The organism is Acidovorax sp. Root70, from assembly GCF_001428225.1.
Classification (GTDB): Bacteria; Pseudomonadota; Gammaproteobacteria; order Burkholderiales; family Burkholderiaceae_C; genus Acidovorax.
This window is the reverse complement of sequence record NZ_LMHQ01000019.1, coordinates 1-24,360: the sequence shown is the minus strand read 5'-3', so window position 1 is coordinate 24,360 and position 24,360 is coordinate 1. Positions and strand designations below refer to the sequence as shown.

Annotated in this window: 34 protein-coding genes and 1 pseudogene; 27 read left to right on the top strand and 8 right to left on the bottom strand. The window is 62.3% G+C overall.

The features are described 5' to 3' along the window. The 13 genes and pseudogenes from ASD94_RS23200 to ASD94_RS11225 all read left to right on the top strand — a co-directional run. Positions 1 to 103: pseudogene (locus ASD94_RS23200) on the top strand (elongation factor Tu); the annotation flags it as partial. Between the two features lie 26 nt (positions 104 to 129). Then, positions 130 to 441 (top strand): 30S ribosomal protein S10, encoded by a 312-nt coding sequence (gene rpsJ, locus ASD94_RS11280; protein WP_005796953.1) that lies wholly within the window; start codon positions 130 to 132, stop codon positions 439 to 441. A gap of 233 nt (positions 442 to 674) precedes the next feature. Next, on the top strand, positions 675 to 1,349 hold the full coding sequence (rplC, locus tag ASD94_RS11275) for a 50S ribosomal protein L3 (protein WP_056642809.1): 675 nt from the start codon (positions 675 to 677) through the stop codon (positions 1,347 to 1,349). Continuing rightward, positions 1,349 to 1,969: a 50S ribosomal protein L4 gene (gene rplD / locus ASD94_RS11270; RefSeq protein WP_008906425.1), complete on the top strand. Its 621-nt coding sequence runs from the start codon at positions 1,349 to 1,351 to the stop codon at positions 1,967 to 1,969. The genes rplC and rplD overlap by 1 nt, the downstream gene beginning before the upstream one ends. Further along, positions 1,966 to 2,280 (top strand): 50S ribosomal protein L23, encoded by a 315-nt coding sequence (rplW, locus tag ASD94_RS11265; protein WP_007847815.1) that lies wholly within the window; start codon positions 1,966 to 1,968, stop codon positions 2,278 to 2,280. The genes rplD and rplW overlap by 4 nt, the downstream gene beginning before the upstream one ends. Before the next feature lie 2 nt (positions 2,281 to 2,282). Then, positions 2,283 to 3,107 (top strand): 50S ribosomal protein L2, encoded by an 825-nt coding sequence (gene rplB / locus ASD94_RS11260; protein WP_008906426.1) that lies wholly within the window; start codon positions 2,283 to 2,285, stop codon positions 3,105 to 3,107. A gap of 10 nt (positions 3,108 to 3,117) precedes the next feature. Beyond that, on the top strand, positions 3,118 to 3,393 hold the full coding sequence (gene rpsS / locus ASD94_RS11255) for a 30S ribosomal protein S19 (RefSeq protein ID WP_010467177.1): 276 nt from the start codon (positions 3,118 to 3,120) through the stop codon (positions 3,391 to 3,393). Between the two features lie 9 nt (positions 3,394 to 3,402). Continuing rightward, a complete protein-coding gene (gene rplV, locus ASD94_RS11250) occupies positions 3,403 to 3,735 on the top strand; it encodes a 50S ribosomal protein L22 (RefSeq protein WP_007847806.1) in 333 nt (110 codons plus the stop codon). 15 nt (positions 3,736 to 3,750) lie between these two features. After that, positions 3,751 to 4,632, top strand: a complete 882-nt coding sequence (gene rpsC / locus ASD94_RS11245) for a 30S ribosomal protein S3 (RefSeq protein ID WP_015012189.1) — start codon at positions 3,751 to 3,753, stop codon at positions 4,630 to 4,632. 2 nt (positions 4,633 to 4,634) lie between these two features. Beyond that, a complete protein-coding gene (gene rplP / locus ASD94_RS11240; protein WP_015012190.1) occupies positions 4,635 to 5,051 on the top strand; it encodes a 50S ribosomal protein L16 in 417 nt (138 codons plus the stop codon). A gap of 17 nt (positions 5,052 to 5,068) precedes the next feature. Beyond that, on the top strand, positions 5,069 to 5,266 hold the full coding sequence (rpmC, locus tag ASD94_RS11235; RefSeq protein ID WP_056642807.1) for a 50S ribosomal protein L29: 198 nt from the start codon (positions 5,069 to 5,071) through the stop codon (positions 5,264 to 5,266). A 9-nt stretch (positions 5,267 to 5,275) separates the two neighbouring features. Beyond that, positions 5,276 to 5,545: a 30S ribosomal protein S17 gene (gene rpsQ / locus ASD94_RS11230; RefSeq protein ID WP_056058906.1), complete on the top strand. Its 270-nt coding sequence runs from the start codon at positions 5,276 to 5,278 to the stop codon at positions 5,543 to 5,545. A gap of 201 nt (positions 5,546 to 5,746) precedes the next feature. Continuing rightward, positions 5,747 to 6,256: a peroxiredoxin gene (locus tag ASD94_RS11225; RefSeq protein ID WP_056642804.1), complete on the top strand. Its 510-nt coding sequence runs from the start codon at positions 5,747 to 5,749 to the stop codon at positions 6,254 to 6,256. Positions 6,257 to 6,325: 69 nt separating this feature from the next. Here the strand turns inward: ASD94_RS11225 and ASD94_RS11220 are convergent, their stop codons facing one another. Both ASD94_RS11220 and ASD94_RS11215 read right to left on the bottom strand, forming a co-directional pair. Further along, positions 6,326 to 6,829 (bottom strand): GNAT family N-acetyltransferase, encoded by a 504-nt coding sequence (locus ASD94_RS11220; protein WP_369818058.1) that lies wholly within the window; start codon positions 6,827 to 6,829, stop codon positions 6,326 to 6,328. A 464-nt stretch (positions 6,830 to 7,293) separates the two neighbouring features. Beyond that, on the bottom strand, positions 7,294 to 7,797 hold the full coding sequence (locus ASD94_RS11215) for a TlpA disulfide reductase family protein (protein ID WP_056642812.1): 504 nt from the start codon (positions 7,795 to 7,797) through the stop codon (positions 7,294 to 7,296). Between the two features lie 185 nt (positions 7,798 to 7,982). On the opposite strand from ASD94_RS11215, the gene ASD94_RS11210 reads away from it, so the two are divergent. The 5 genes from ASD94_RS11210 (at position 7,983) to ptsP (ending at position 12,361) form a co-directional block, all read left to right on the top strand. Next, positions 7,983 to 8,516 (top strand): hypothetical protein, encoded by a 534-nt coding sequence (locus ASD94_RS11210; RefSeq protein ID WP_056642801.1) that lies wholly within the window; start codon positions 7,983 to 7,985, stop codon positions 8,514 to 8,516. Next, complete coding sequence (locus ASD94_RS11205; RefSeq protein ID WP_056642798.1) at positions 8,513 to 9,772, top strand: MFS transporter; 1,260 nt, start codon at positions 8,513 to 8,515, stop codon at positions 9,770 to 9,772. The genes ASD94_RS11210 and ASD94_RS11205 overlap by 4 nt, the downstream gene beginning before the upstream one ends. Positions 9,773 to 9,858: 86 nt before the next feature. Then, positions 9,859 to 10,311, top strand: a complete 453-nt coding sequence (locus ASD94_RS11200; RefSeq protein WP_056642796.1) for a PTS sugar transporter subunit IIA — start codon at positions 9,859 to 9,861, stop codon at positions 10,309 to 10,311. Next, entirely contained in the window at positions 10,280 to 10,549 is a 270-nt protein-coding gene (locus ASD94_RS11195; protein WP_015012201.1) for an HPr family phosphocarrier protein, read from the top strand. The genes ASD94_RS11200 and ASD94_RS11195 overlap by 32 nt, the downstream gene beginning before the upstream one ends. A gap of 54 nt (positions 10,550 to 10,603) precedes the next feature. Then, positions 10,604 to 12,361 carry a phosphoenolpyruvate--protein phosphotransferase gene (gene ptsP / locus ASD94_RS11190; RefSeq protein WP_056642795.1) on the top strand — a complete coding sequence of 586 codons (1,758 nt, stop codon included), beginning with the start codon at positions 10,604 to 10,606 and terminating at the stop codon, positions 12,359 to 12,361. Positions 12,362 to 12,443: 82 nt separating this feature from the next. Here ptsP and ASD94_RS11185 read toward each other — a convergent pair whose 3' ends face one another. The 5 genes from ASD94_RS11185 to ASD94_RS11165 form a co-directional block, all read right to left on the bottom strand. Further along, positions 12,444 to 13,277 (bottom strand): DMT family transporter, encoded by an 834-nt coding sequence (locus ASD94_RS11185; RefSeq protein ID WP_056642792.1) that lies wholly within the window; start codon positions 13,275 to 13,277, stop codon positions 12,444 to 12,446. A gap of 87 nt (positions 13,278 to 13,364) precedes the next feature. Then, on the bottom strand, positions 13,365 to 14,078 hold the full coding sequence (locus ASD94_RS11180) for an AraC family transcriptional regulator (protein WP_056642790.1): 714 nt from the start codon (positions 14,076 to 14,078) through the stop codon (positions 13,365 to 13,367). A gap of 31 nt (positions 14,079 to 14,109) precedes the next feature. Next, positions 14,110 to 15,090, bottom strand: a complete 981-nt coding sequence (gene lipA, locus ASD94_RS11175) for a lipoyl synthase (protein ID WP_015012205.1) — start codon at positions 15,088 to 15,090, stop codon at positions 14,110 to 14,112. A gap of 15 nt (positions 15,091 to 15,105) precedes the next feature. Beyond that, positions 15,106 to 15,801, bottom strand: coding sequence for a lipoyl(octanoyl) transferase LipB (gene lipB / locus ASD94_RS11170; RefSeq protein WP_056642788.1), 696 nt, complete (start codon positions 15,799 to 15,801; stop codon positions 15,106 to 15,108). A 21-nt stretch (positions 15,802 to 15,822) separates the two neighbouring features. Continuing rightward, the gene (locus ASD94_RS11165) at positions 15,823 to 16,140 is read right to left on the bottom strand and encodes a YbeD family protein (protein WP_056642785.1); all 318 of its coding nucleotides are present in this window, start codon (positions 16,138 to 16,140) and stop codon (positions 15,823 to 15,825) included. Between the two features lie 287 nt (positions 16,141 to 16,427). On the opposite strand from ASD94_RS11165, the gene ASD94_RS11155 reads away from it, so the two are divergent. From ASD94_RS11155 to ASD94_RS11115, 9 genes are all read left to right on the top strand, one after another. After that, positions 16,428 to 16,901, top strand: coding sequence for an ATP synthase subunit I (locus ASD94_RS11155; protein WP_056642779.1), 474 nt, complete (start codon positions 16,428 to 16,430; stop codon positions 16,899 to 16,901). Positions 16,902 to 16,920: 19 nt separating this feature from the next. Continuing rightward, positions 16,921 to 17,799 carry a F0F1 ATP synthase subunit A gene (atpB, locus tag ASD94_RS11150; protein ID WP_056642777.1) on the top strand — a complete coding sequence of 293 codons (879 nt, stop codon included), beginning with the start codon at positions 16,921 to 16,923 and terminating at the stop codon, positions 17,797 to 17,799. A gap of 55 nt (positions 17,800 to 17,854) precedes the next feature. Further along, positions 17,855 to 18,124, top strand: coding sequence for a F0F1 ATP synthase subunit C (gene atpE / locus ASD94_RS11145; protein ID WP_015012210.1), 270 nt, complete (start codon positions 17,855 to 17,857; stop codon positions 18,122 to 18,124). A 34-nt stretch (positions 18,125 to 18,158) separates the two neighbouring features. Next, positions 18,159 to 18,629: a F0F1 ATP synthase subunit B gene (locus ASD94_RS11140; RefSeq protein WP_056058864.1), complete on the top strand. Its 471-nt coding sequence runs from the start codon at positions 18,159 to 18,161 to the stop codon at positions 18,627 to 18,629. A gap of 10 nt (positions 18,630 to 18,639) precedes the next feature. After that, complete coding sequence (locus ASD94_RS11135) at positions 18,640 to 19,182, top strand: F0F1 ATP synthase subunit delta (RefSeq protein WP_056642774.1); 543 nt, start codon at positions 18,640 to 18,642, stop codon at positions 19,180 to 19,182. A 42-nt stretch (positions 19,183 to 19,224) separates the two neighbouring features. Next, positions 19,225 to 20,778: a F0F1 ATP synthase subunit alpha gene (gene atpA, locus ASD94_RS11130; protein ID WP_056642771.1), complete on the top strand. Its 1,554-nt coding sequence runs from the start codon at positions 19,225 to 19,227 to the stop codon at positions 20,776 to 20,778. 18 nt (positions 20,779 to 20,796) lie between these two features. Continuing rightward, on the top strand, positions 20,797 to 21,663 hold the full coding sequence (atpG, locus tag ASD94_RS11125) for a F0F1 ATP synthase subunit gamma (protein WP_056642768.1): 867 nt from the start codon (positions 20,797 to 20,799) through the stop codon (positions 21,661 to 21,663). A 33-nt stretch (positions 21,664 to 21,696) separates the two neighbouring features. Next, positions 21,697 to 23,103, top strand: a complete 1,407-nt coding sequence (atpD, locus tag ASD94_RS11120) for a F0F1 ATP synthase subunit beta (RefSeq protein WP_056642765.1) — start codon at positions 21,697 to 21,699, stop codon at positions 23,101 to 23,103. 78 nt (positions 23,104 to 23,181) lie between these two features. Continuing rightward, entirely contained in the window at positions 23,182 to 23,598 is a 417-nt protein-coding gene (locus ASD94_RS11115) for a F0F1 ATP synthase subunit epsilon (RefSeq protein ID WP_056642760.1), read from the top strand. 264 nt (positions 23,599 to 23,862) lie between these two features. Here the strand turns inward: ASD94_RS11115 and ASD94_RS11110 are convergent, their stop codons facing one another. Continuing rightward, positions 23,863 to 24,159 carry a hypothetical protein gene (locus tag ASD94_RS11110; RefSeq protein WP_056642757.1) on the bottom strand — a complete coding sequence of 99 codons (297 nt, stop codon included), beginning with the start codon at positions 24,157 to 24,159 and terminating at the stop codon, positions 23,863 to 23,865. Between the last annotated feature and the right edge of the window lie 201 nt (positions 24,160 to 24,360).

Genomic DNA, 24,360 nt, shown 5'->3' with positions numbered 1-24,360 from the left:
GAAGCTGATCAACCCCATCGCCATGGAAGAAGGTCTGCGCTTCGCTATCCGCGAAGGCGGCCGTACCGTGGGCGCTGGCGTCGTGGCCAAGATCATTGCTTAATTCACAAGCAGAACAAGGAACTTGCCATGTCCAAGCAAAAAATCCGCATCCGTCTGAAGGCGTTTGACTACAAGCTGATCGACCAGTCCGCTGCTGAGATCGTTGACACCGCCAAGCGCACCGGCGCCATCGTCAAGGGCCCCGTGCCCCTGCCTACGCGCATGAAGCGTTTTGACATCCTGCGTTCGCCGCACGTCAACAAGACCAGCCGCGACCAGCTCGAAATCCGCACGCACCAGCGTCTGATGGACATCGTGGACCCTACGGACAAGACCGTGGACGCCCTGATGAAGCTCGACCTGCCAGCCGGCGTGGACGTCGAAATCAAGCTGCAGTGATGCAGCAACGGCTGCTGTGAGGCGGGCTTGCCCGTCTTGCAGTGCCTGAAAATAACGCGAACTTGCTTGAAAAAGCAGTTCGCGTTATACTTTAGGGCTTCGCTCGATTTTCGCCTGTCAAACGGCGCGTATCGGTGAAGTTTTATTAACCTTCTTTCATGCACGCAAGCGAGAGTTTGCGGAAACGCTGCAGCCAATTGAAGTTGTGGCGGTGAGAGTTTTGGAGAAAACCAATGAGTCTGAGCAACTCCCTCGGGTTGCTGGGTCGCAAAGTGGGCATGATGCGTCTGTTCACCGATGATGGGGACGCAGTGCCTGTCACGGTGGTGGATGTGTCCAACAACCGCGTTACCCAGATCAAAACCCAAGAGAATGATGGCTACGTGGCCCTGCAGGTCACGTTCGGTTCGCGCAAAGCATCGCGCGTGACCAAGCCAGAAGCCGGCCACCTTGCCAAGGCAGGTGTGGAAGCCGGTGAAATCATCCAAGAATTCCGCGTGACCGCTGAAACCGCCGGCAAGTATGCCGCTGGTGCCGCTGTGCCCGTGGCGGATGTGTTTGCCGTGGGCCAAAAGGTCGACGTGCAAGGTACTTCGATCGGTAAGGGCTACGCCGGCACCATCAAGCGCCACAACATGAGCTCGCAGCGCGCGTCGCACGGTAACAGCCGTTCGCACAACGTGCCTGGCTCGATCGGTATGGCACAAGACCCAGGTCGCGTGTTCCCCGGCAAGCGCATGACGGGCCACCTCGGCGATGTCACCAAGACCACGCAAAACCTCGATGTCATCCGCATCGACGAAGCGCGTCAACTGCTCTTGATCAAGGGCGCTATTCCGGGCTCCAAGGGTGGGTTCGTGACGGTGCGTCCAGCGATCAAGGCCAAAGCCTCCAAAGGAGCGAACTAATGCAGCTCGAACTCCTGAATGACCAAGGCCAAGGCGCATCCAAGCTGGATGTTCCCGAAACCGTGTTCGGTCGTGAATACAACGAAGATCTGGTCCACCAGATCGTGGTGGCCTACCAGGCCAACGCACGCCAAGGCACTCGCGCCCAGAAGGACCGCGAACAAGTCCGTCACTCGACCAAGAAGCCTTTCAAGCAAAAGGGTACGGGTAACGCACGTGCAGGTATGACTTCCTCGCCACTGTGGCGCGGGGGTGGTCGGATTTTCCCGAACATGCCTGACGAAAATTTCACGCAGAAGATCAACAAGAAGATGTACCGCGCCGGTATGTCTGCCATCTTGTCGCAGCTGGCCCGCGAAGGTCGTCTGGCTGTGGTCGATTCGCTGAAGCTTGACTCCCCCAAGACCAAGGTCCTGGCCGACAAGTTCAAGGCGATGAACCTGCAATCGGTGATGGTGATTGCCGACGAAGTGGACGAAAACCTGTACCTGGCTTCGCGCAATCTGGTGAACGTGCTCGTCGTTGAGCCCCGTTATGCCGATCCCGTGTCGCTGGTGCGTTTCAAGAAAGTGCTCGTCACCAAGGGTGCAATCGACAAACTCAAGGAGATGTTCGCATGAGCACACTCAAGTTTGACGAAGGTCGTCTGATGCAAGTGCTGGTCGCTCCCATCGTGTCCGAAAAGGCCACCATGGTTGCCGAGAAGTCCAATGCAGTGACGTTCAAGGTGCTGCAGAACGCTACCAAGCCCGAAATCAAGGCCGCTGTGGAATTGATGTTCAAGGTGGAAGTCAAGGGCGTTTCTGTGGTGAACACCAAAGGCAAGACCAAGCGTTTCGGCAAGACTGTCGGCCGCCGCGACAATGTTCGCAAGGCATACGTCACGCTGCAGCCAGGTCAAGAGCTGAACCTCTCCGGGGAGGCCGCGTAATCATGGCTGTCGTTAAGATGAAACCTACCTCGCCCGGCCAACGTGCCGTGGTGAAGGTCACGCGTGACCACCTGTACAAGGGTGAAGCGTACGCCCCCCTGCTGGAGCCACAATTCCAGAAGGCCGGTCGCAACAACAACGGTCACATCACCACCCGCCACAAGGGCGGTGGCCACAAGCACCACTACCGTGTGGTGGACTTCAAGCGCAACAAGGACGGCATTCCGGCCAAGGTTGAGCGCATCGAGTACGACCCTAACCGTACGGCCCACATCGCTCTGGTGTGCTATGCCGACGGCGAGCGTCGCTACATCATCGCTCCCCGCAACCTGGAAGTGGGCGCAACCCTGCTGTCCGGTTCGGAAGCACCGATCCGCGCTGGCAACACGCTGCCTATCCGCAACATCCCCGTGGGTTCGACCATCCACTGCATCGAGCTCAAGCCCGGTGCCGGTGCCCAGATCGCCCGCTCGGCTGGTGCTTCGGCAACGCTGCTGGCCCGTGAAGGCGTGTACGCCCAGGTGCGTATGCGCTCCGGCGAAGTGCGCAAGATCCACATCGAATGCCGCGCCACCATTGGTGAAGTGGCCAACGAAGAGCACAGCCTGCGCCAACTGGGCAAGGCCGGTGTGAAGCGCTGGATGGGTATTCGTCCTACGGTTCGCGGCGTGGCCATGAATCCGGTGGATCACCCTCACGGTGGTGGCGAAGGCCGCACCGGCGAAGGCCGCCATGCAGTCGATCCTTGGGGCAATCTGACCAAGGGTTATCGCACCCGTAACAACAAGCGCACACAGATCATGATCGTGTCGCGTCGCAAGAAGTAAGGGGTAACAGATGACTCGCTCTCTTAAAAAGGGTCCATTTGTTGACCATCACTTGCTGGCCAAGGTCGAAAAGGCCGTCGCCACCAAGGACAAGAAACCAGTCAAGACCTGGTCGCGTCGCTCCATGGTTCTGCCCGAGTTCATCGGTCTGACCATTGCCGTGCACAACGGCAAGCAGCACGTACCTGTCTATGTCACCGACCAGATGGTGGGCCACAAGCTGGGCGAATTCGCCCTGACGCGCACCTTCAAGGGTCACCCCGCTGACAAAAAAGCGAAGAAGTAAGGAACGACCATGTCTGAAACACGTGCAGTCCTCCGGGGCGTCCGTCTGTCGGTCGACAAGGGCCGTCTGGTCGCCGATCTGATCCGCGGCAAGAAGGTGGACCAGGCTCTGAACATCCTGAACTTCACGCAGAAAAAAGCTGCGGGAATCGTCAAGAAGGTTCTGGAGTCGGCCATCGCCAACGCCGAACACAACGATGGCGCTGACATCGACGAACTGAAGGTCAAGACCATCTACGTCGAACAAGGCACCACGCTCAAGCGCTTCACCGCGCGCGCCAAAGGCCGCGGCAACCGCATCAGCAAGCCCACGTGCCATGTGTACGTGACGGTTGGCAACTAAAGGCTCGGGAAGACTATGGGACAGAAAATCCATCCTACCGGCTTCCGCCTTGCGGTCAGCCGCAACTGGTCCAGCCGTTGGTACGCCAGCAACCGTGATTTCGCGGGCATGCTGGCCGAAGACATCAAGGTGCGTGAGTACCTGAAGGCCAAGCTCAAGAACGCGGCAGTGTCGCGTATCCTGATCGAGCGTCCTGCCAAGAACGCCCGCATCACTATTTACTCGGCACGTCCTGGTGTGGTGATCGGCAAGAAGGGCGAAGACATCGAGAACCTGAAGAAGGAACTCGCGTCGCGTCTGGGCGTGCCCGTCGCAGTGAACATCGAAGAAGTGCGCAAGCCTGAAATCGATGCCAAGCTGATCGCCGACAGCATCACGCAACAGCTCGAAAAGCGGATCATGTTCCGCCGCGCCATGAAGCGCGCCATGCAGAACGCCATGCGTCTGGGTGCCCAGGGCATCAAGATCATGTCGTCCGGTCGTCTGAACGGTATCGAAATCGCTCGTTGCGAGTGGTACCGTGAAGGCCGCGTGCCACTTCACACGCTGCGTGCGGACATCGACTACGGCACCTCTGAAGCCAAGACCACCTACGGTGTGATCGGCGTCAAGGTCTGGGTCTACAAGGGCGACACGCTGGGTCGTAACGACCTGCCAGCGGTGGAAACCCCTCGTCCAGACGAAGAGCGCCGCCCACGCGGTCCACGTCGTGATGGCCGCCCAGGTGGCGATCGTCCAGGCGCAGGCCGTGGCCCACGTCGTCCTGTCGGTGGCAACACCGCTCCGGCCGACGGCAGCGACAAGCCAGCGGAAGCTGGTGGCGCTGATAACAATGCCGTTAAGCGCGTACGCAAGGTCGCCGCGCCCGCTACAGCAGCGGACGGTAAAGGAGAATAAAGATGCTGCAACCTGCTCGCCGTAAATATCGCAAGGAGCAAAAGGGCCGTAACACTGGCGTCGCAACGCGGGGTGCCTCCGTTGCCTTCGGTGATTTCGGTCTGAAGTGCACCGATCGTGGCCGTCTGACGGCCCGCCAGATCGAAGCTGCACGCCGTGCGATTTCCCGTCACGTCAAGCGTGGCGGCCGTATCTGGATCCGCGTGTTCCCGGACAAGCCAATCTCTACCAAGCCCGCAGAAGTGCGTATGGGTAACGGTAAGGGCAACCCCGAGTACTACGTGGCCGAAATCCAGCCCGGCAAGATCGTGTTCGAAATCGTTGGTGTGCCCGAAGAGCTGGCCCGCGAAGCGTTCCGCCTGGCTGCTGCCAAGCTGCCGCTGCGCACCACGTTCGTCAGCCGTCACCTCGGCGCGTAATTCAGGAGACCATGAAAATGACCAAAGCTACTGAACTGCGCCAAAAAGACGTTGCCGGCATCGAATCCGAAATCAAGGCGCTGCAAAAGGCCCATTTCGGCCTGCGCATGCAAAAGGCTACGCAGCAACTGGGTAACACCAACACGCTGCGCACCACCCGCCGTGATATCGCACGTGCCAAGACCATCCTTGCTGAAAAGCAAGCCGCCAAGTAAGGAGCCCATATGACGGAACCTAAAAAATCCCTCAAGCGCACCTTGATTGGCAAGGTGGTCAGCGACAAGCGTCAAAAGACTGTGACCGTGCTGGTCGAGCGTCGTGTCAAGCACGAGCTCTACGGCAAGATCGTTGCGAAGTCGAGCAAGTACCACGCCCATGACGAAAATGGCGAGTACAAGCTGGGCGACGTGATCGAAATCACCGAGAGCCGTCCGCTCTCCAAGACCAAGAACTGGGTGGCTACCCGCTTGGTGCAAAAGGCCGGCCTGCTGTAAGCAGCTGTCCATGCCTGTTCCGGGGGCGCAAACCCCTGGGCAGCAAGGCCCTTCAAAACGACCCACAATGTGGGTCGTTTTGCTTTGTGGGCCTCCTTTTTTTATGCGCACGGTGCACAGCACAGTGTCCAGAAGGAGCGTCGCGAGGCATGGCGTTCTCGGGTTTCCAACAGCCCATCCCAACATCCCTAGGAGAAAACAATGATCAAAGTCGGTGATACCCTGCCCGCAGCCACGCTGATGGAATATTCCGAAGTCGAGGGCGAAGGCTGCAGCATCGGCCCGAACCCCGTGGTGGTGGACAAAGCCACGGTCGGCAAGACGATTGCCCTGTTTGCCTTGCCTGGTGCCTTCACGCCCACCTGCTCGGCCAAGCACGTGCCTGGCTATGTGGAGAAGGCTGCCGAGTTCAAGGCGGCTGGTGTGGATGAGATCTGGTGCGTGAGCGTGAACGATGCGTTCGTGATGGGTGCCTGGGCCCGCGACCAGAAGACCGATGGCAAGGTGCGTATGCTGGGCGACGGCAGCGCCGCCTTCGCACAAGCCACGGGCCTCACCCTGGACCTGACCTCCAAGGGCATGGGCCTGCGCAGCAACCGCTATTCCATGCTAGTGCGCGATGGCAAGGTGGTGACGCTCAACGTCGAAGCGCCTGGCAAGTTTGAAGTGAGCGACGCGGACACCCTGCTGGCCCAGGCCAAGGCTGCGTGATGCGCTGCTGATCGCTATTGAATTAATAGCTGCTGGCGCATGTGCATCCTGCGCTAGCGCCTCAAGTGGTCAAAAAATATCGACCTTGAGGTAATGTGCCCCGGGTATGGGGTTGTGGTAGTAGGGCGGGATTTCTTCGAAGCCCAGATCGGTGTACAGCGCGCGGGCCGACTCCATGTCATCCAGGGTGTCGAGCAACACGCAGGCGTACCCCGCCTGCCGCGCACGGTCCAGCATGGCTTCGGCCAGCTCGCGGCCCAGGCCAAAGCCCCGAAACGCCTTGCGCACGTACAGCCGCTTCATTTCGCTGGCATTGGGGTAATCGGCGTTGTCCAGCGGGCGCAGGGCGCAACAGCCGGCGAGCGCGCCTTCGACTTCTGCGACCAGCAGGGCGCCACGGGGTTCAGCGTAGTCGCCAGGCAACTGTGCCAGTTCGGACTCAAAGTCCTGAAAACACAGATCCACGCCCAGCGTGCTGGCGTACTCGCGAAAAATGTCTCTGACCGTGTCCCACTCGGCGGCCGAGGCGGGGGTTCTCAGGGAGATAGAGGGCTTGTCCAAAGCGCGGGGCATGCAAACGACGGAGCCGCCAGTGTAGCGACTTCGCTCAGCGCACCGGTGTCGCCGGCAACACGGACCTCGGCATGTGCCCAGCGGGCTGCGCTCCATGACCAACGGCCGTCTGCCTTTTGACGCCAAGGAGGGGCCGAAAAACATCAATGCGGTGACCCCCATGGCCAAGCAGCCCAGGCTCCAGACCTTTGCCAAAAAGCCACAAGCAGAGTCCGTCGAACTAGTGGCCCCTGGATGGATCCCTTAGGCAACCCCAACCCGCTTTTCCCTGTTACCGCAGGCACCTGCAAGGGCCGCCGCGACAACGCCCGCACAAAGTGAATCAGGGAGCAGGGGAGGTTGTAGTTGCTATGCTTTACGTAGCAATAAAAACAGATTTCACTAGCACAAGAGGCCAATTTCTCTCGAAATTGGCCTCTTGTGTGTTCGCGGCGGGTTTTGGGGCAGAGGATCTGCGCGGCTCGTCAGGTTTCCGCCAGCAGCTTCTCGATCAACTGGTGCAGTTCCGGGAAGTTGGGCGCACCCACATATGTCTTCACGATCTCGCCCCGCTTGTTCACGATGAAGGTGGACGGCGTCAGGCGCACATCGCCCCAGGCCTTGGCCACGTTGCCGGTGTTGTCGATAGCTACCTGGAAGGGCAGCTTGCGCGTCTCGGCAAAGTTCACCACGTAGCTGGGCGGGTCGTAGCTCATGGCCACAGCCAGAGTGTCAAAGCCTTTGTTGTTGTACTTGTTGTAGGTGGCGATGATTTCAGGCATTTCGGCCACACAGGTGGTGCAGCTGGTGGCCCAGAAATTGACCAGGGTGACCTTGCCTTTCAGGTCGGCGGTGGATTTGCTGGAGCCATCCAGCAGCACGAAGGTTGATGCAGGCGCTTCGGCGCGGCCCGTGTCCAGGTACACATAGGCGCCCACAGCGGCAAACGCTGCCACCGCCACACCTGCTGCCCAATGTTTGATCGCCATGACTTCACCATCCATCCAAAAAAGACCCGGAGGGCCTGTTGCGCCCCACCCCGCATTGTGCCGGACTGGCCCATCCACCGCACCGAAACGCCAAAGACACCCGTGCTGGATTCAATTCATCCTGAAAAGTTCGCCGTAAAACGCGCTGGACTGCCGACAACAGCCGCCCTGTCGATAATGCCCTGATGAAATGGACATTGACCGGGGCCGCTGCCCTGCTGATCGCCGGTTGCAGCCCCGCGCTGAACTGGCGCACCGTGCCGCTGCCTGAGGCGGATCTGACCGTCACCCTGCCGTGCAAACCCGACCAGGCCACCCGCACCGTGGAGCTGGCCGGTGCACCGGTGGAGCTGTCCATGGTGGGCTGCGACGCCGATGGTGCGACCTTTGCTGTGTCCCACGCTGCGTTGGCCGACCCCGCCTTGGCGGGCGCGGCGCTCACGCACTGGCGGACGGCCATGCTGGCGCGTCTGGGTGCAGGGGCGCAGGCGGGGGGCACAGATGTTCCCTACGCGCCACGCGGCACCTTGCCCTTGCCGCAATCGGTGCGCACGGTGGCCCAGGGCCAGCGCCCCGATGGCAGCGCGGTCACGGCGCAGGCCGTGTGGTTTGCGCGTGCTGCAGGGCCGCAGGTGCGGCTGTACCACGCCGTGGTCTACACCGCCAAGCCACGGCCTGATGTGGCCGACCAATTCTTTGCCGGCCTGGCGCTGCCATGAGCGGCAGCGTGTTGCCCCGGCGGGCCGCCGTCGTTGTCTTTCTGGCGTTTGCGTTTGCGTACTTTCTGTCGGCGCTGGTGCGCGCGGTCACCGCCACCCTGGCCCCGACGCTGGCCCAGGAGTTCTCGCTGCATGTGCGTGACCTGGGGCTGCTCGCGGGCGGGTACTTTCTGGGGTTTGCGGCCACACAGCTGCCTTTGGGCACCTGGCTGGACCGCCATGGCCCCAAGAAGGTTGCGCTGGGGTTTCTGGGCGTGGCCGTGATAGGCAGCTTGGTGTTTTCGGCGGCCACGGGGTTTTCGGGTCTGCTCGCGGGGCGGGTGTTGTGTGGCGCAGGTGTCAGCGCGTGTCTGATGGCGCCGCTCACGGGCTACCGCCGTTGGCTGGAGCCCGTGGCCCAGATGCGGGCGAACTCGTGGATGCTGATGACGGGCTCATTGGGCATGGTGGCGTCCACGCTGCCCGTGCAGTGGGCGCTGCCGCTGGTGGGCTGGCGCCCACTGTTCTGGGGGCTGGCGGTACTGATTGCGGTGGCCATGGGGGTCATCGCTGTCTGGGTGCCGCGCTGGACGGCCGCAGGCGCGGCATCGCCCACGGCACAGGCCGGAACGGCCGAAGCGCCCCAGGGCTATGGCGTGGTGTGGCGAGACCCGTATTTTCAGCGCCTCGCCCCGCTGGGTTTCTTTTGCTATGGCGGCATGGTGGCCGTGCAGACCCTGTGGGCGGGGCCGTGGATGCAGCGCGTGGCGGGCTACACCGCCCTGGAGTCGGCCACGGGCCTGTTCTGGATCAACATCTCCATGTTGTGCACCTTCTGGACCTGGGGCATGGTCAACCCGTGGCTGCTGCGCAAGGGGTTTGGTGCCGATCGGTTGATGGCCATGGGCCTGCCGCTGTGCCTCGTGGTGTTGCTGGGCATCATCCTGGCGGGGCCCCAGGCCGGGGGCGGCGCCTGGGCGTTGTTCTGCGTGTCGTGCACCTTCGTGTCGCTGTCGCAGCCTGCCGTGGCCATGGCGTTTCCGCAGGCGCTGGCGGGGCGCGCGCTGTCGGCCTACAACCTCGTGATTTTTGCAGGCGTGTTTGTGGTGCAGTGGGGCATTGGCCTCGCGGTGGACGCCTTCGATGCCGCCGGGCTGGCCACCGTGCCGGCGTTCCAGGCAGCCATGGCGGTGTACCTGGCATGCAACGCGAGCGCCTACGCGTGGTTCCTGCTGCGGGGGCGGCGCCATAATGTGCTGCCCATCCCCACACCATGAAGACCTGCGCAAACATCGATGCAACCACCGGCAGTGCCTTCCTCGCCGGCCCTTCGTTGCTGCCCGGTGTGGCGTAAGTCGTGACCATGACCCCCACCAGCATCCTCATCATTGCCCACGCCCCGCTGGCCCACGCGCTGCGTGAATGCGCATTGCATGTCTTTGCCGACTGCGGCAGCAGCGTGGCTGCGCTCGATGTGCAGCCCAACCAGCCCCCCGAAGAATCGCTGGCCCAGGCGCGCATCATGCTGGACCAGCTGGGCACCGACACTACTCTGGTGCTGACCGATGTGTTTGGCGCCACGCCCTGCAATGTGGCGCAGCGCCTGGTGGATGGCGTGCGCTCGCGCCTGGTGACGGGCGTCAACCTGCCCATGCTGCTTCGCGCCGTGAGCTACCGGGCCGAGCCGCTCGACTCCGTGGTGACCCGCGCCGTCGTGGGGGGCACCCAAGGGGTTATGCAGGTGGCCATTTCCGCACCGCAGAACCAGAACCGCCGTAACCGACATGATCAAGACCCGTACGACCATCAGCAATAAACTGGGCCTGCACGCCCGCGCATCGGCCAAGCTCACCAAGCTGGCCGGCAGCTTTCCGTGTGACGTTTTCATGAGCAAGGGCGAGCGCCGCATCAACGCCAAGAGCATCATGGGCGTGATGATGCTGGCCGCCGGCCTGGGCTCTGAGGTGGAGCTGGAAACGAGCGGCGACCGCGAGCAGGAGGCCATGGACGCTCTGCTGGCGCTGATTGCCGACAAATTTGGCGAGGGTGAGTGAGCCTGCCAACCCCGCCAGCCCCGCCAGCCCCCTTGAACCCTTGATGACACCACCATGACCTTCTCCGTCCACGGCCTCGCAGTTGCACGCGGCATCGCCATTGGCCGGGCCGTGCTGGTGGCGTCGAGCCGCGTGGACGTGGCGCACTATTTTGTGGAGCCAGAGCAGGTCGAGGGCGAGATCGAGCGCGTGCGCCAGGGCCGCAATGCCGTGGTCGAGGAGCTGCAACGCCTGCAGACCGACATGCCCGCCGACGCGCCGCACGAGCTGACCGCGCTGCTGGATGTGCACCTGATGCTGCTGCAGGATGAGGCCCTCACCGGCGGCGTCAAGCACTGGATCACCGAGCGCCTTTACAACGCCGAGTGGGCGCTCACCACCCAGCTCGAAGTCATCGCGCGCCAGTTCGACGAGATGGAGGACGAGTACCTGCGCGAGCGCAAGGCCGACCTGGAGCAGGTGGTGGAGCGCATCCTGCGCTACATGAAGGGCGTGGCCAGCCCCGTGGCGCCCCCGGCAAGCAGCCCGCGCCGCAAGACGCAGCAGGACCTGCTGCTGGACGACACGGTGGATGTGCCGCTGGTGCTCGTGGCGCACGACCTCTCACCCGCCGACATGCTGCAGTTCAAGCAAAGCGTGTTCGCGGGCTTTGTGACCGATGTGGGCGGCAAGACCAGCCACACCGCCATCGTCGCTCGCAGCATGGACATCCCCGCCGTGGTGGGCGCGCGCGCCGCCAGCCAGCTGGTGCGGCAGGACGACTGGGTCATCATCGACGGCGATGCGGGCGTGGTCATCGTCGATCCGTCGCCCATCATCCTGGCCGAATACGGATTTCGCCAGCGCCAGGTCGAGCTGGAGCGCGAGCGCCTGGCGCGCCTGCGCCACACACCCGCCATCACCATCGACGGCCACAAGATCGAGCTGCTGGCCAACATCGAGCAACCGGGTGATGCCGCCGCGGCCGTGCGCGCCGGGGCGGTGGGCGTAGGGCTGTTCCGCAGCGAATTCTTGTTCATGGGCAAAACGGGCAACCTGCCAGGTGAAGACGCGCAGTACCGCGCCTACTGCGAGGCCATCGATGGCATGCAGGGCCTGCCCGTCACCATTCGCACCATCGATGTGGGGGCGGACAAGCCGCTCGACCACAAGAGCCACAAGGACGGTTACCTGAACCCCGCGCTGGGTCTGCGCGCCATCCGCTGGAGCCTGGCCGACCCCGCCATGTTCCGCACCCAGCTGCGCGCCGTGCTGCGTGCGGCGGCGCATGGCAAGGTCAACCTGCTGTTCCCCATGCTGGCCCACACGCACGAGATCCAGCAGACCCTCGCGCAGGTCGATCTGGCCCGGGGCGAGCTGGATGCGCGTGGCGAGCCCTACGGTCCGGTGCAGCTCGGCGCGATGATCGAGGTGCCCGCCGCCGCGCTCATGGTGCGCACCTTCCTCAAGTATTTCGACTTCCTCTCGATCGGCACCAACGACCTGATCCAGTACACCCTGGCCATTGATCGTGCTGACGAGGCCGTGGCGCACCTGTACGACCCGCTGCACCCCGCCGTGCTGCGCCTGGTGGGTGATGTGATTGCCGAGGGCGAGCGCCAGGGCAAGAGCGTGTGCGTGTGCGGAGAGACGGCAGGCGACGTGACCATGACACGGCTGCTGCTGGGCCTGGGCCTGCGCAGTTTCTCCATGCACCCCGCGCAGATCCTGGCCGTCAAGCAGGAGGTGCTGCGCGCCGACACGCGCAAGCTCGCGCCCTGGGCGCAGCAGGTGCTGGAAGGCGACGAGCCTGCCGTGCTGCTGACGGCATGAAGGTCGTTGATTACTTCAAAATTGATAGCTGCTAAGGCATATTAATCGGGCGCTATCGGGCGATTTGGTCGAATTTTGTGCGTCAGCGCGCCCGCATCCCCATCACGGCCGCGCTGATGATCATCACCGTGGCCAGCGCAATGCTCCAGGTGAAGGTGCGTCCGCTCACCAGAATCAGCAGCGCGGTGGACGCTAGTGGCGTGATGTAGCTCAGGATGCCGATGTGCCGCGCGTCCCCCAGCTTGAGCGCCTTGTCCCACATGAAAAACGACGCCCCCAGAGGCCCCAGGCCCAGCACGGCCAGCAGCCCCCAGTCGCGCGGCTGCAGCGCGACGGCGGGCTCCAGGAGCGCATGGCACAGCAGCGACAGCACGCCCGACACCAATCCGAACAGGCCAATGGCCGTGGTCGGGAAGGCCGCCACGCGCTTGGTCAGGAGCGAGTAGGTGGCCCAGATGAAGGCCGCCGCCAGCGCGGGCAGATAACCCCAGGCCAGCGCCCCGCTCAGCTCGCGCCCGCCTGCAATGGCGATGGCCGCACCCCCAAAACCCAGCAGTGCCGCCAGCACATGCGGCAGGCGCAGGGCCACGCCGGGCAGCACCACAGGTGAGAGCACCACAATGAACAGCGGCCACAGGTAGTTGACTAGGTTGGCCTCGACCGGAGGCGCATGGCGCAGCGCGATGAACAGCAGGAAGTGGTACGCAAACAGGCCGTACACGCCCAAGGCCAGCGTGCGCAGCGGGATGCGCCACTGCGACGGGTCACGCAGCACAAACGGCCAGGCCGGAACGCTGCCGATGATGAGCGCGACGCCCGTGAGCAGGAAGGGCGGAATGTGGGTGAGGGACACCCCCAGTGAGGCGAGAGAAGCCCATAGCGCAATGGCGCCCAGGGCATAGAGGTTGGCTTGCATGGGCGCACTGTAAACGTGCCAGGCATCGCGCAACGATGGTCGGTCGTCGCCATCCTGCGGTCTTGGAACAGGTCAGGGTGTGACGGGTCAGCCGCGGCGAAGGGCGGCCGTCAGGGCCGACGGCGAACGGTAGCCTGTGCGCCGGGCCACCTCTGCCACGGGCATGCCGCCCGAGCGCAGCAACTGGGCGTGTTCCAGTCGCTGACTGCGCAGCCAGGCCATGGCGCCCTGGCCCTGCTCGTCGCGGCAGCGGGCGGCGAACTGGCTCGGACTCAGGTGGACCTGCTGCGCAATGTCCGCCACCGACAGCGGCCGGTGCCACTGCAAGGCGGCCCATTGGCGCAGCGCTGCCCAGTCGATGGTGCGGCGGCGTGCGCCAGCATCCGCCGGGGCCGACCCTGGGGTGGAGTGGGGAGGGGGCTGCAACCAGGCCTCCAGCAGCAGCGCGGGCCCGTGGGCCAGGGCCAGAGGGCGACCCTGTTGCAGGGCGCTGGCAAGATACCGGGCCAGGGTGAGCGCAGGGGGGGGTGGGGTGGTCTGCAGTGCGGGGCCGGTGCAGTGCCTCCAGCCCATATCACCGCTGTCCAGAACCAAGCAAAGGCTGCCGCCGGTGGCCTCGAAGTCGTGGTGCGCACCCGGCGCAATGACGCAGCCGCCACCGGTGGGAACACGCATGCCGCGCCCGTCGATCTCCAGCTCCAGAGCACCAGCCAGCCCCAGCAGCACCTGGAAGTGGTCGTGGCTGTGGCTGCCGGGGGAGGGGCCGTACCGGCGCAGTGAGAGCGAGCCGGTGGTGTCCATGGCGATGGTCGCGTTGTGGCGGAGAGCGGGCTTACACGCCGGCCGCGTGCGCCTGCTGGTCGGCGTGATAGCTGGAGCGAACCATGGCGCCCACGGCGGCGTGGCTGAAGCCCATCTTGTAGGCTTCTTCCTCGAACATCTTGAAGGTGTCGGGGTGTACGTAGCGGCGCACGGGCAGGTGGCTGTTGCTGGGTGCCAGGTACTGGCCGATGGTCAGCATGTCGATGTTGTGCTCGCGCATGTCGCGCATCACCTGCAGGATCTCTTCGTCCGTCTCGCCCAGACCGACCATGATGCCGCTCTTGGTAGGCACGTTGGGGTGCAGCGCCTTGAACTTTTTCAGCAGATTCAGGCTGAACTGGTAGTCCGAACCGGGACGCGCTTCCTTGTACAGGCGGGGTGCGGTCTCCAGGTTGTGGTTCATCACGTCCGGGGGGGCCGCCTTCAAAATTTCGAGCGCGCGGTCATCGCGGCCGCGGAAGTCGGGCACCAGGATTTCGATTTGCGTTTGGGGCGACAGTTCGCGGATGTTCTGGATGCATTCCACAAAGTGGCCGCTGCCGCCGTCGCGCAGGTCGTCGCGGTCCACGCTGGTGATCACCACGTACTTGAGCTTGAGCGCGGCAATCGTCTTGGCCAGGTTCAGTGGCTCGTCCTTGTCGAGTGGGTCGGGGCGACCATGGCCCACGTCACAGAATGGGCAGCGGCGGGTGCATTTGTCGCCCATGATCATGAAGGTGGCCGTGCCCTTGCCAAAGCATTCGCCAATGTTGGGGCATGACGCTTCTTCGCACACGGTGTGCAGCTTGTGCTCGCGCAGGATGTCCTTGATCTCGTAGAAGCGCGTGGTGGGGCTGCCTGCTTTCACGCGGATCCACTCGGGCTTCTTGAGCACCTCGCCTTGCTCCACCTTGATCGGAATGCGCGACAGCTTGGCTGCAGCCTTTTGCTTGGCGAGCGGGTTGTAGGCTTCGGTGGATTGCGCTTCGCGGACGACTTCAGGGGTGCTCATGGCAGTAGGCAGAGTTCAGGGAGCCAACCGGATGCTGAGCTGCTGGCCCAGCACCTGCGCGGCTTCTTCCCAGGTGGTGTGGACCCCGATTGTAGAAAGGTCCACCGTTTTCAATCCTGCGTAACCGCAAGGGTTGATGCGGCCGTAGGGCTCCAGGTCCATGTCCACGTTCAGCGCCACGCCGTGGTAAGTGCAGTGCCGGCTGACCTTGATGCCGAGCGCTGCGATCTTGCCCAGGCCTTCGAAATCAGGCGCTGGCACCTCAGGGCCCATGCGTTTTTGGGGGCGCTGGGGCAGCATGGCGTGGCTTTGTGGGTCATCCAGGCGCACATAAATACCGGGTGCGCCAGCGACCCGGTGGCCGGTGACGCCGAAGTGCGCCAGCGTACGGATCACGGCCTCTTCAACGCGGTAGACGTATTCCTTGACGAAATAGCCCGCACGCTGCAAGTCGATCAGCGGGTAGGCAACGACCTGGCCCGGGCCGTGGAAAGTGACCTGCCCCCCTCGGTTGGTGGCGATCACGGGTATGTCGCCTGGGTGGAGCAGGTGATCGCTTTTGCCTGCAATGCCCTGCGTGTACAGCGGGGTGTGCTCGCAAATCCACAGCGCATCCGCGTCCGAGGGCGTGCGGGTGGCTGTGTAGTCCTGCATGGCCTGCACGGTGCCGGCGTAGTCCACGCGGCCCAGCAGGCGGATGTCAATCGTCATGGCGCAATCTGCAGGGGACGGTCACAGCACCACTTTCACCAGGGGGTGCGAGGACAGCGCGCGGTACAGGTTATCCAACTGCTCGCGGCTGGTCGCCGTGATGGTGATGGTTACTCCGAGGTAATTGCCCGCGCGGCTGTCGCGCAGTTCAATGGTGGCGGCGTCGAAAGTGGGGTCGAACTGGTGGGCCAGTTCGGTGATGGCATGCACGAACCCGTCCACCTTGGCGCCCATGACTTTGATCGGGAACTTGGAGGGGTATTCGATCAGCGAGTCTTTGCGCGGATCGGTGGTGTGTGTGTCAAGGCCATTGGCGGGTGGCGGGCTGGAGGATGTCATGGTGGAGGGCGGTGGGTGGGATGCTGCGGATTCAATAGCTGACAGGGCGCTGCCATTGTGCGCCTGGGGGCGCGGAGGGGTTTTTGGCAGGGTGTTCATCGCGCGCCAGATCGGTGCGTTGTTCGTGTTTTGTGAGGCGCTTCAGCCGTTGGCTGGTCACCACAACAGTGCATGCGCGCTCGATGGCTCCGGGCGCGTTTGCGGGTTTTTGTCTAGAGCCATGGGTTTTTACTTATAATTAGAGGCTTTGTAAAAGTTGCGGTCTGTAACGCGGGCGTCATTCATCAATGAAAACAATCCCGCCAGAGACTGAAACTGAGGCTGAAGAATCTGACTTCAAGCCCCTGACGGCCCAAGAGGCGCAGCAGTGGCGCAGTCGCCATCCGCCCCTCTCGGTGTGGAAGGTGGTGGCAGGTCAGGCGCTGGTCGGAATGCTGGTGGCCCTGGTGGCCTGGGTTCTGACGGGTAGGGCGGTGGTGGGCTGGTCTGCAGCCTATGGCGCCCTGGCAGTGGTGGCTCCGGCTGCGCTGTTCGCCCGCGGTGTGTTGCGCCACAAGGCGTCATCCAATCCGCGGGCCGCCATGTTGGGGTTCTTTGGGTGGGAAATCGCCAAGATCATGTTGACGGTGGCGCTGCTGGCGGCGGCACCTCGGCTGGTGCCGGGCTTGAGCTGGATTGCCTTGCTGATTGGCATGGTGGTCGCAATGAAAACGTACTGGGTGGCGCTTTTGGTGCGGCCCGGTGTCCGAAAAACCGATTGATAGAGAGAAGAGTTGTCCGATGGCCGCAGAAGCGCACGCTCCGACTGCAAGTGAATACATCGTTCACCACCTGCAGCATCTTCAAAACATCAACCAGACCAAGATTGTTGATTTCACCGTCATCAACTATGACTCGATCATCGTGGGTTTGGTTCTGGGTGCCCTCACCCTTTTGATTCTGTGGTCAGCTGCCCGTAAGGCAACCTCTGGCGTGCCAGGCCGCTTCCAGGCGGCGGTGGAAATGCTGGTCGAGATGGTGGACAACCAGGCCAAGGCCAACATCCACAACGCTGAAAGCCGCAAGTTCATCGCTCCCCTGGGCCTGACGGTGTTCGTCTGGATCTTTCTGATGAACTTCATGGACATGCTGCCTGTGGACCTGCTGCCTGCCGTCTGGGCGCAGATCTATGGCGCCGCCGGCCATGATCCTCACCATGCCTATCTGCGTGTCGTGCCCACGGCCGACCTGTCCACGACCCTGGGCCTCGCTTTTGCCATTCTGATCCTGCGCTTCTGGTACAGCGTCAAGATCAAGGGCGCTGGTGGCTGGGCGCACGAACTGGTGTCTGCTCCTTTCGGCACCAGCAAGAATCCCATCTTCGCCCTGATCCTGGGCGTGGTGAATCTGCTCATGCAGATCATTGAATATGTTGCCAACACCGTGTCCCACGGCATGCGGTTGTTTGGCAACATGTACGCTGGCGAGCTGGTGTTCATGCTCATCGCCCTCATGGGTGGTGCTGCGGCCCTGTCGCTGTCGGGTGTGCTGCTGCCTGTGGGCCACGTCATCGCTGGCACCATCTGGACGCTGTTCCACATTCTGGTGATCTCGCTGCAAGCCTTCATCTTCATGATGCTTGCGCTGATCTACCTTGGTCAGGCGCACAACGCGCACTAAGTTTCCCTTTCGTTTTTTCTTTCCTTAACTTTTCTTTTTTAACTCAGGAGTCATCATGGAAAACATTCTCGGTCTCGTCGCTCTGGCTTGTGGTCTGATCGTTGGTCTGGGCGCTATCGGCGCTTCCATCGGCATCGCCCTGATGGGTGGCAAGTTCCTCGAATCCTCGGCACGTCAGCCTGAACTGATCAACGAACTGCAAACCAAGATGTTCATCTTGGCTGGTCTGATCGACGCTGCGTTCCTGATCGGCGTGGCTATCGCTCTGCTGTTCGCTTTCGCCAACCCCTTCGTTTCTACGCTCTTGGCCAACCTGCCCAAGTAAGTCCCGTTCAACGCCACTTTAGAAAGGTGTTGCCGTGAGTATCAATGCGACCCTGTTCGTTCAGGCCATCGTCTTCCTGATCCTCGTGTGGTTCACGATGAAATTCGTGTGGCCTCCGATCGCGAAGGCTCTGGATGAACGAGCCCAGAAAATCGCCGATGGCCTCGCAGCTGCCGACCGTGCCAAATCCGAACTGACCGCTGCCAACCAGCGCGTTGAAAAGGAACTGTCACAGGCGCGCAACGAGACGGCCTCGCGTCTTGCGGACGCCGACCGTCGTGCCCAGGCCATCATCGAAGAAGCCAAGGCCCGCGCCACAGAGGAAGGCAACAAGATTGTTGCTGCTGCCCGCGCCGAAGCCGAGCAGCAGACGGTCCAAGCCCGCGAAGCCCTGCGTGAGCAGGTGGCAGCGCTGGCCGTCAAGGGCGCTGAGCAGATTCTCCGTAAGGAAGTCAACGCTGGCGTTCATGCCGACCTGCTCAACCGCCTGAAGACCGAGCTGTAAGGGGACACACATGGCTGAACTCGCCACCATTGCCCGCCCTTACGCTGATGCCTTGTTCAAGGCTGCCACTGGGGGCGCGGGCGTCGATCTGGGCAGCACCGCTGCCTGGATGGACGAACTGGCGGCGATTGCCGCCAACCCCCAGCTGCGCCAGTTGGCGGACAACCCCAAGGTGACGGCAGACCAGGTGTTCGCCGTAGTCACCGGGGTCGCTCGTTCGGCCCTGCCGGACATGGCCAAAAATTTCCTGCGCACAGTCATCGACAACGGACGCATTGATGCGCTCCCGGAAGTGGCTGCGCAGTTTCGTGCCCTCGTGAATCGTCGCAACGGATCTTCGGATGCCGTGGTGTACAGCGCATTTCCGATGGACGGTGCTGCACTGTCCCAGGTCAGCGCGGCGCTGGAAAAGCGCTTCGGCCGCAAGCTCAACCTCGCTGTACAGCAGGATGAGTCCCTGATCGGTGGTATTCGCGTAGTGGTGGGTGACGAGGTGTTGGACACTTCGGTCAAGGCCCGTCTTGAACAAATGAAAGCGGCCCTCGTCGCGTAACGCGCGGCGAGGACAGCGAACCAAAGAAAGAAGGAAAGAGTCATGCAACTCAATCCCGCAGAAATTTCTGAACTCATCAAGAGCCGCATCGAAGGTCTGGCAGCCAGCAGCGATATCCGCAACCAGGGCACCGTGGTGTCCGTGTCTGACGGTATCGTGCGCGTTCATGGCCTGTCGGACGTGATGCAGGGCGAAATGCTTGAGTTCCCCGCTACCAAGGACGGCCAGCCTTCCTACGGTCTGGCGCTGAACCTCGAGCGCGACTCCGTGGGCGCCGTGATTCTGGGCGAGTACGAGCACATTTCCGAAGGCGACACCGTCAAGTGCACGGGCCGCATTCTGGAAGTGCCTGTCGGCCCAGAGTTGGTCGGCCGCGTGGTGAACGCACTGGGCCAGCCGATCGACGGCAAGGGTCCCATCAACGCCAAGCTCACCGACGTGATCGAAAAGGTCGCTCCTGGTGTGATCGCCCGTAAGTCCGTGGACCAGCCTCTGCAGACTGGTCTGAAGTCCATCGACTCGATGGTGCCCGTGGGCCGTGGTCAGCGCGAACTGATCATTGGTGACCGCCAGACCGGCAAGACCGCCGTGGCCATCGACGCCATCATCGCCCAGAAGGGCCAGGGCGTGACCTGCATCTACGTCGCCATCGGCCAGAAGGCTTCGTCGATCAAGAACGTGGTGCGCGCACTGGAACAAGCCGGTGCCATGGAGTACACGATTGTGGTGGCCGCATCGGCTTCCGAATCGGCAGCCATGCAGTACGTGTCGGCCTACTCGGGTTGCACGATGGGCGAATACTTCCGCGACCGCGGCGAAGACGCTCTGATCGTGTATGACGACCTGTCCAAGCAAGCCGTTGCTTACCGTCAAGTGTCGCTGCTGCTGCGCCGTCCACCAGGCCGCGAAGCCTATCCTGGCGACGTGTTCTATCTCCACAGCCGTCTGCTCGAGCGCGCAGCCCGCGTGAACGCCGACTACGTCGAAGCCTTCACCAAGGGTGAAGTCAAGGGCAAGACCGGTTCGCTGACGGCACTGCCCATCATCGAAACGCAAGCTGGCGACGTGTCCGCCTTCGTGCCTACCAACGTGATCTCGATCACCGACGGTCAGATCTTCCTGGAAACCAGCCTGTTCAACGCCGGTATCCGCCCCGCCATCAACGCCGGTATCTCGGTGTCGCGCGTCGGTGGTGCTGCCCAGACCAAGCTGGTGAAGAACCTGTCCGGCGGTATCCGTACCGACCTGGCCCAGTACCGTGAACTGGCTGCGTTCGCGCAGTTCGCTTCCGACCTGGACGAAGCCACCCGCAAGCAGCTGGATCGCGGTGCCCGCGTGACAGAACTGCTCAAGCAGGCGCAGTACAGCCCGCTGTCCATCTCGCTGATGGGCGCCACGCTGTTCGCTGTGAACAAGGGCTTCATGGACGACATCGATGTCAAGAAGGTGCTCGACTTCGAACACGGCCTGCACCAGTTCCTTAAGACCAGCCACGCCGCTTTGCTGGCCAAGCTGGAACAGGCCAAGGCCATGGACAAGGACGCAGAAGCCGAATTGACCGCAGCGATCGCCGCGTTCAAGAAGTCGTTCGCTTAAACCGGACGAGGAGCCATCATGGCAGCAGGCAAGGAAATACGCGGCAAGATCAAATCGGTGGAAAACACCAAGAAGATCACCAAAGCCATGGAAATGGTGGCCGCATCCAAAATGCGCAAGGCGCAGGACCGGATGCGGGCTGCCCGTCCGTACAGCGAGAAGATCCGCAACATTGCAGCCAACCTCGGCAAGGCCAACCCGGAGTACGTGCATCCGTTCATGAAGGTGAACGATGCCAAGACCGCTGGCGTCATCGTCATCACGACAGACAAGGGTCTGTGCGGTGGCATGAACACCAACGTGCTGCGTGCCGTGACGACCAAGCTGCGTGAACTGCAAGGTGCTGGCGTCTCGACCGAAGCCGTGGCGATTGGCAACAAAGGCCTGGGTTTCCTGAACCGTGTGGGCGCCAAGGTGGTTTCGCACGTGACGGGCCTGGGCGACACCCCCCACCTGGACAAGCTGATTGGCCCGGTGAAGGTGTTGCTCGATGCTTACGCAGAAGGAAAGATCAACGCGGTGTACCTGAGCTACACCAAGTTCATCAACACCATGAAGCAGGAATCGGTGGTGGAGCAGCTGCTTCCCCTGTCCTCCGAGCAGATGCAGGCTGAGAAGACGGAACACGGCTGGGACTACATCTATGAGCCCGATGCGCAGACCGTGATCGACGATCTGCTGGTCCGCTATGTCGAGTCCCTGATTTACCAGGCCGTTGCGGAAAACATGGCGTCCGAGCAGTCGGCACGCATGGTGGCCATGAAGGCCGCCACCGACAACGCCGGCAGCGTCATTGGCGAGTTGAAGCTGGTCTACAACAAGACGCGCCAGGCAGCGATCACGAAAGAACTTTCGGAAATCGTGGCTGGCGCCGCTGCTGTGTAAGCAGCTCAACAAACTACTTTATTGGAGCGAAAAATGGCTCAAGTGCAAGGCAAGATTGTTCAATGTATCGGCGCTGTGGTGGACGTTGAGTTCCCACGCGACCAGATGCCCAAGATTTATGACGCCCTGAAGCTCGAAGGCTCGTCGCTGACGCTGGAAGTGCAACAGCAGCTGGGCGACGGCGTGGTGCGTACCATTGCCCTGGGCTCGTCCGACGGCCTGCGCCGCGGCATCATGGTGACCAACACCGGCAACTCCATCACCGTGCCTGTGGGCAAGGCGACGCTGGGCCGCATCATGGACGTGTTGGGTGCTCCCATCGACGAACGTGGTCCGGTCAGCCAGGAGCTGACGGCCTCTATCCACCGCAAGGCCCCTGCGTACGACGAACTGTCGCCCTCGCAAGAGCTGCTGGAAACCGGCATCAAGGTGATCGACTTGGTCTGCCCGTTCGCCAAGGGCGGCAAGGTGGGTCTGTTCGGTGGCGCCGGTGTGGGCAAGACCGTGAACATGATGGAACTCATCAACAACATCGCCAAGGCCCACAGCGGTCTGTCGGTGTTCGCTGGTGTGGGCGAGCGTACCCGCGAAGGGAACGACTTCTACCATGAAATGGCCGATTCCGGCGTGGTGAATCTCGAGAAGCTCGAAGAGTCCAAGGTGGCCATGGTGTACGGCCAGATGAACGAGCCCCCAGGTAACCGTCTGCGCGTGGCCCTGACCGGTCTGACCATTGCGGAATCTTTCCGTGACGAAGGCCGTGACGTGCTGTTCTTCGTGGACAACATCTACCGCTACACGCTGGCCGGTACCGAAGTGTCCGCTCTGCTGGGCCGTATGCCTTCCGCCGTGGGCTACCAGCCTACGCTGGCCGAAGAAATGGGCCGCCTGCAAGAGCGTATTACGTCCACCAAGGTCGGTTCGATCACCTCCATCCAGGCCGTGTACGTGCCAGCGGATGACTTGACCGACCCATCGCCTGCTACGACGTTCGCCCACTTGGACTCCACCGTCGTGTTGTCGCGTGACATCGCTTCGCTGGGTATCTACCCCGCTGTGGACCCTCTGGACTCGACCAGCCGCCAGCTGGACCCGAACGTGGTGGGCGAAGACCACTACACCACGGCCCGTGCCGTGCAGGGCACGCTGCAGCGTTACAAGGAACTGCGCGACATCATCGCCATTCTGGGCATGGACGAACTGGCTCCTGAAGACAAGCTGGCCGTGGCCCGCGCGCGCAAGATCCAGCGTTTCCTGTCGCAGCCTTTCCATGTGGCTGAAGTTTTCACGGGCTCGCCCGGCAAGTACGTTCCCCTGTCGGAAACCATCCGTGGTTTCAAGATGATCGTGAGCGGCGAATGCGATCACCTGCCAGAACAGGCGTTCTACATGGTGGGCACCATTGACGAAGCCTTCGAAAAGGCCAAGAAGGTGGCCTGATGAGCCGTCGGTCGGGCAGCCCACGGTGGCGGTCCGGCCTTCAGCAATCAAGCAACCCACCTTTTCCTAGGAGCAATGATGAACACCATCCACGTTGATGTGGTCAGTGCCGAAGAGTCCATCTTCTCCGGTGAAGCGCGTTTTGTCGCTCTGCCTGGTGAAGCTGGCGAATTGGGCATCTACCCCCGCCATACCCCGCTGATCACCCGCATCAAGCCAGGCTCGGTGCGCATCGAAATGGCTGACGGTGGCGAAGAGTTCGTTTTCGTGGCCGGTGGCATTCTGGAAGTGCAGCCCAACTGCGTGACAGTGCTGTCCGACACCGCCATCCGTGGCAAGGATCTGGACGACGAGAAGGCCAATGCAGCCAAGTCTGCAGCCGAAGAGGCGCTCAAGAATGCCAAGAGCGAGATCGACCTGGCGAAGGCACAGTCCGAGCTGGCCGTCATGGCGGCCCAGATTGCCGCCCTGCGCAAGTTCCGCCAGAAGAAGTAAGCAGTCGCCTGCACGGCGGCGCTGAACAAAAAAACCCGGCATTGCCGGGTTTTTTTATGGCTGTCTCTGGATGAGGCCGGGAGGTCGTTTCCCTCTTCTGTTGTGCAGGAACAAGTGCGTGCTATCACTATCGCCTCCGCCAATAGGCCTTGAAAACGATGGGTGGCTTGCGCGTCCGATCCAGGCGCATATCCATCAAACAAAAAGGCCGGGGCCCCTCACAGGGCCCCGGGCCCTCATGCCGTGCGCATGGGGCCTTGGCAATTACATGGCGTTGCCGATTTCGCCTGCGGAGATCTTGCCGGTACGCACAGCTTCAGCAGCCTGGGCGCGCACAGCAGCGCGGTCAGCGGTGGACTTGTAAGTCACCACGCGCGAACCTGCTGGCTCGATGCTGCGGGTCTGGGCCACGGTAGCGGCTTCGGCTTGCACTTCAGCGCGGGTGCGGTTGGTTTCGAACTTGGTGGCGAACTGCGAAGCATCGGCTTCGTCAGCCTGGGCACCAAAAGAAGCGAGGGCAGCCACAGCAGCGATAGAGAGGAAACGTGCGGTGTTGTTCATGGTGAAACTCCGAAAAATTCAAAAATAAGGGATTGGGGTACTGAGAGATACGGCGCAGCCAGGGCGGCAGATTCATCCGCCCCTGGTCAATCAGCCGCGCTCACCCGAAGAAATCTGGCCAGTGCGCACAGCTTCAGCAGCCTGGGCACGCACGGCAGCACGGTCAGCCGTGGACTTGTAAGTCACCACACGCGAACCAGC

Excerpts from the sequence above, each read along its gene's own strand:
- atpG (WP_056642768.1), top strand. The coding sequence starts at position 20,797 with ATGGCAGCAGGCAAGGAAATACGCGGCAAGATCAAATCGGTGGAAAAC.
- rpsJ (WP_005796953.1), top strand. The coding sequence starts at position 130 with ATGTCCAAGCAAAAAATCCGCATCCGTCTGAAGGCGTTTGACTACAAG.
- ptsP (WP_056642795.1), top strand. The coding sequence starts at position 10,604 with ATGACCTTCTCCGTCCACGGCCTCGCAGTTGCACGCGGCATCGCCATT.
- atpB (WP_056642777.1), top strand. The coding sequence starts at position 16,921 with ATGGCCGCAGAAGCGCACGCTCCGACTGCAAGTGAATACATCGTTCAC.
- rplP (WP_015012190.1), top strand. The coding sequence starts at position 4,635 with ATGCTGCAACCTGCTCGCCGTAAATATCGCAAGGAGCAAAAGGGCCGT.
- rpsC (WP_015012189.1), top strand. The coding sequence starts at position 3,751 with ATGGGACAGAAAATCCATCCTACCGGCTTCCGCCTTGCGGTCAGCCGC.
- ASD94_RS11210 (WP_056642801.1), top strand. The coding sequence starts at position 7,983 with ATGAAATGGACATTGACCGGGGCCGCTGCCCTGCTGATCGCCGGTTGC.
- ASD94_RS11195 (WP_015012201.1), top strand. The coding sequence starts at position 10,280 with ATGATCAAGACCCGTACGACCATCAGCAATAAACTGGGCCTGCACGCC.
- ASD94_RS11165 (WP_056642785.1), bottom strand. The coding sequence starts at position 16,140 with ATGACATCCTCCAGCCCGCCACCCGCCAATGGCCTTGACACACACACC.
- atpD (WP_056642765.1), top strand. The coding sequence starts at position 21,697 with ATGGCTCAAGTGCAAGGCAAGATTGTTCAATGTATCGGCGCTGTGGTG.
- ASD94_RS11220 (WP_369818058.1), bottom strand. The coding sequence starts at position 6,829 with ATGCCCCGCGCTTTGGACAAGCCCTCTATCTCCCTGAGAACCCCCGCC.
- ASD94_RS11115 (WP_056642760.1), top strand. The coding sequence starts at position 23,182 with ATGAACACCATCCACGTTGATGTGGTCAGTGCCGAAGAGTCCATCTTC.
- ASD94_RS11185 (WP_056642792.1), bottom strand. The coding sequence starts at position 13,277 with ATGCAAGCCAACCTCTATGCCCTGGGCGCCATTGCGCTATGGGCTTCT.
- ASD94_RS11200 (WP_056642796.1), top strand. The coding sequence starts at position 9,859 with ATGACCCCCACCAGCATCCTCATCATTGCCCACGCCCCGCTGGCCCAC.
- atpA (WP_056642771.1), top strand. The coding sequence starts at position 19,225 with ATGCAACTCAATCCCGCAGAAATTTCTGAACTCATCAAGAGCCGCATC.
- ASD94_RS11215 (WP_056642812.1), bottom strand. The coding sequence starts at position 7,797 with ATGGCGATCAAACATTGGGCAGCAGGTGTGGCGGTGGCAGCGTTTGCC.
- rplB (WP_008906426.1), top strand. The coding sequence starts at position 2,283 with ATGGCTGTCGTTAAGATGAAACCTACCTCGCCCGGCCAACGTGCCGTG.
- rplV (WP_007847806.1), top strand. The coding sequence starts at position 3,403 with ATGTCTGAAACACGTGCAGTCCTCCGGGGCGTCCGTCTGTCGGTCGAC.
- ASD94_RS11205 (WP_056642798.1), top strand. The coding sequence starts at position 8,513 with ATGAGCGGCAGCGTGTTGCCCCGGCGGGCCGCCGTCGTTGTCTTTCTG.
- rpsQ (WP_056058906.1), top strand. The coding sequence starts at position 5,276 with ATGACGGAACCTAAAAAATCCCTCAAGCGCACCTTGATTGGCAAGGTG.
- rpmC (WP_056642807.1), top strand. The coding sequence starts at position 5,069 with ATGACCAAAGCTACTGAACTGCGCCAAAAAGACGTTGCCGGCATCGAA.
- ASD94_RS11225 (WP_056642804.1), top strand. The coding sequence starts at position 5,747 with ATGATCAAAGTCGGTGATACCCTGCCCGCAGCCACGCTGATGGAATAT.
- rplC (WP_056642809.1), top strand. The coding sequence starts at position 675 with ATGAGTCTGAGCAACTCCCTCGGGTTGCTGGGTCGCAAAGTGGGCATG.
- rpsS (WP_010467177.1), top strand. The coding sequence starts at position 3,118 with ATGACTCGCTCTCTTAAAAAGGGTCCATTTGTTGACCATCACTTGCTG.
- lipA (WP_015012205.1), bottom strand. The coding sequence starts at position 15,090 with ATGAGCACCCCTGAAGTCGTCCGCGAAGCGCAATCCACCGAAGCCTAC.
- ASD94_RS11180 (WP_056642790.1), bottom strand. The coding sequence starts at position 14,078 with ATGGACACCACCGGCTCGCTCTCACTGCGCCGGTACGGCCCCTCCCCC.
- rplD (WP_008906425.1), top strand. The coding sequence starts at position 1,349 with ATGCAGCTCGAACTCCTGAATGACCAAGGCCAAGGCGCATCCAAGCTG.
- ASD94_RS11135 (WP_056642774.1), top strand. The coding sequence starts at position 18,640 with ATGGCTGAACTCGCCACCATTGCCCGCCCTTACGCTGATGCCTTGTTC.
- lipB (WP_056642788.1), bottom strand. The coding sequence starts at position 15,801 with ATGACGATTGACATCCGCCTGCTGGGCCGCGTGGACTACGCCGGCACC.
- ASD94_RS11155 (WP_056642779.1), top strand. The coding sequence starts at position 16,428 with ATGAAAACAATCCCGCCAGAGACTGAAACTGAGGCTGAAGAATCTGAC.
- ASD94_RS11110 (WP_056642757.1), bottom strand. The coding sequence starts at position 24,159 with ATGAACAACACCGCACGTTTCCTCTCTATCGCTGCTGTGGCTGCCCTC.
- atpE (WP_015012210.1), top strand. The coding sequence starts at position 17,855 with ATGGAAAACATTCTCGGTCTCGTCGCTCTGGCTTGTGGTCTGATCGTT.
- rplW (WP_007847815.1), top strand. The coding sequence starts at position 1,966 with ATGAGCACACTCAAGTTTGACGAAGGTCGTCTGATGCAAGTGCTGGTC.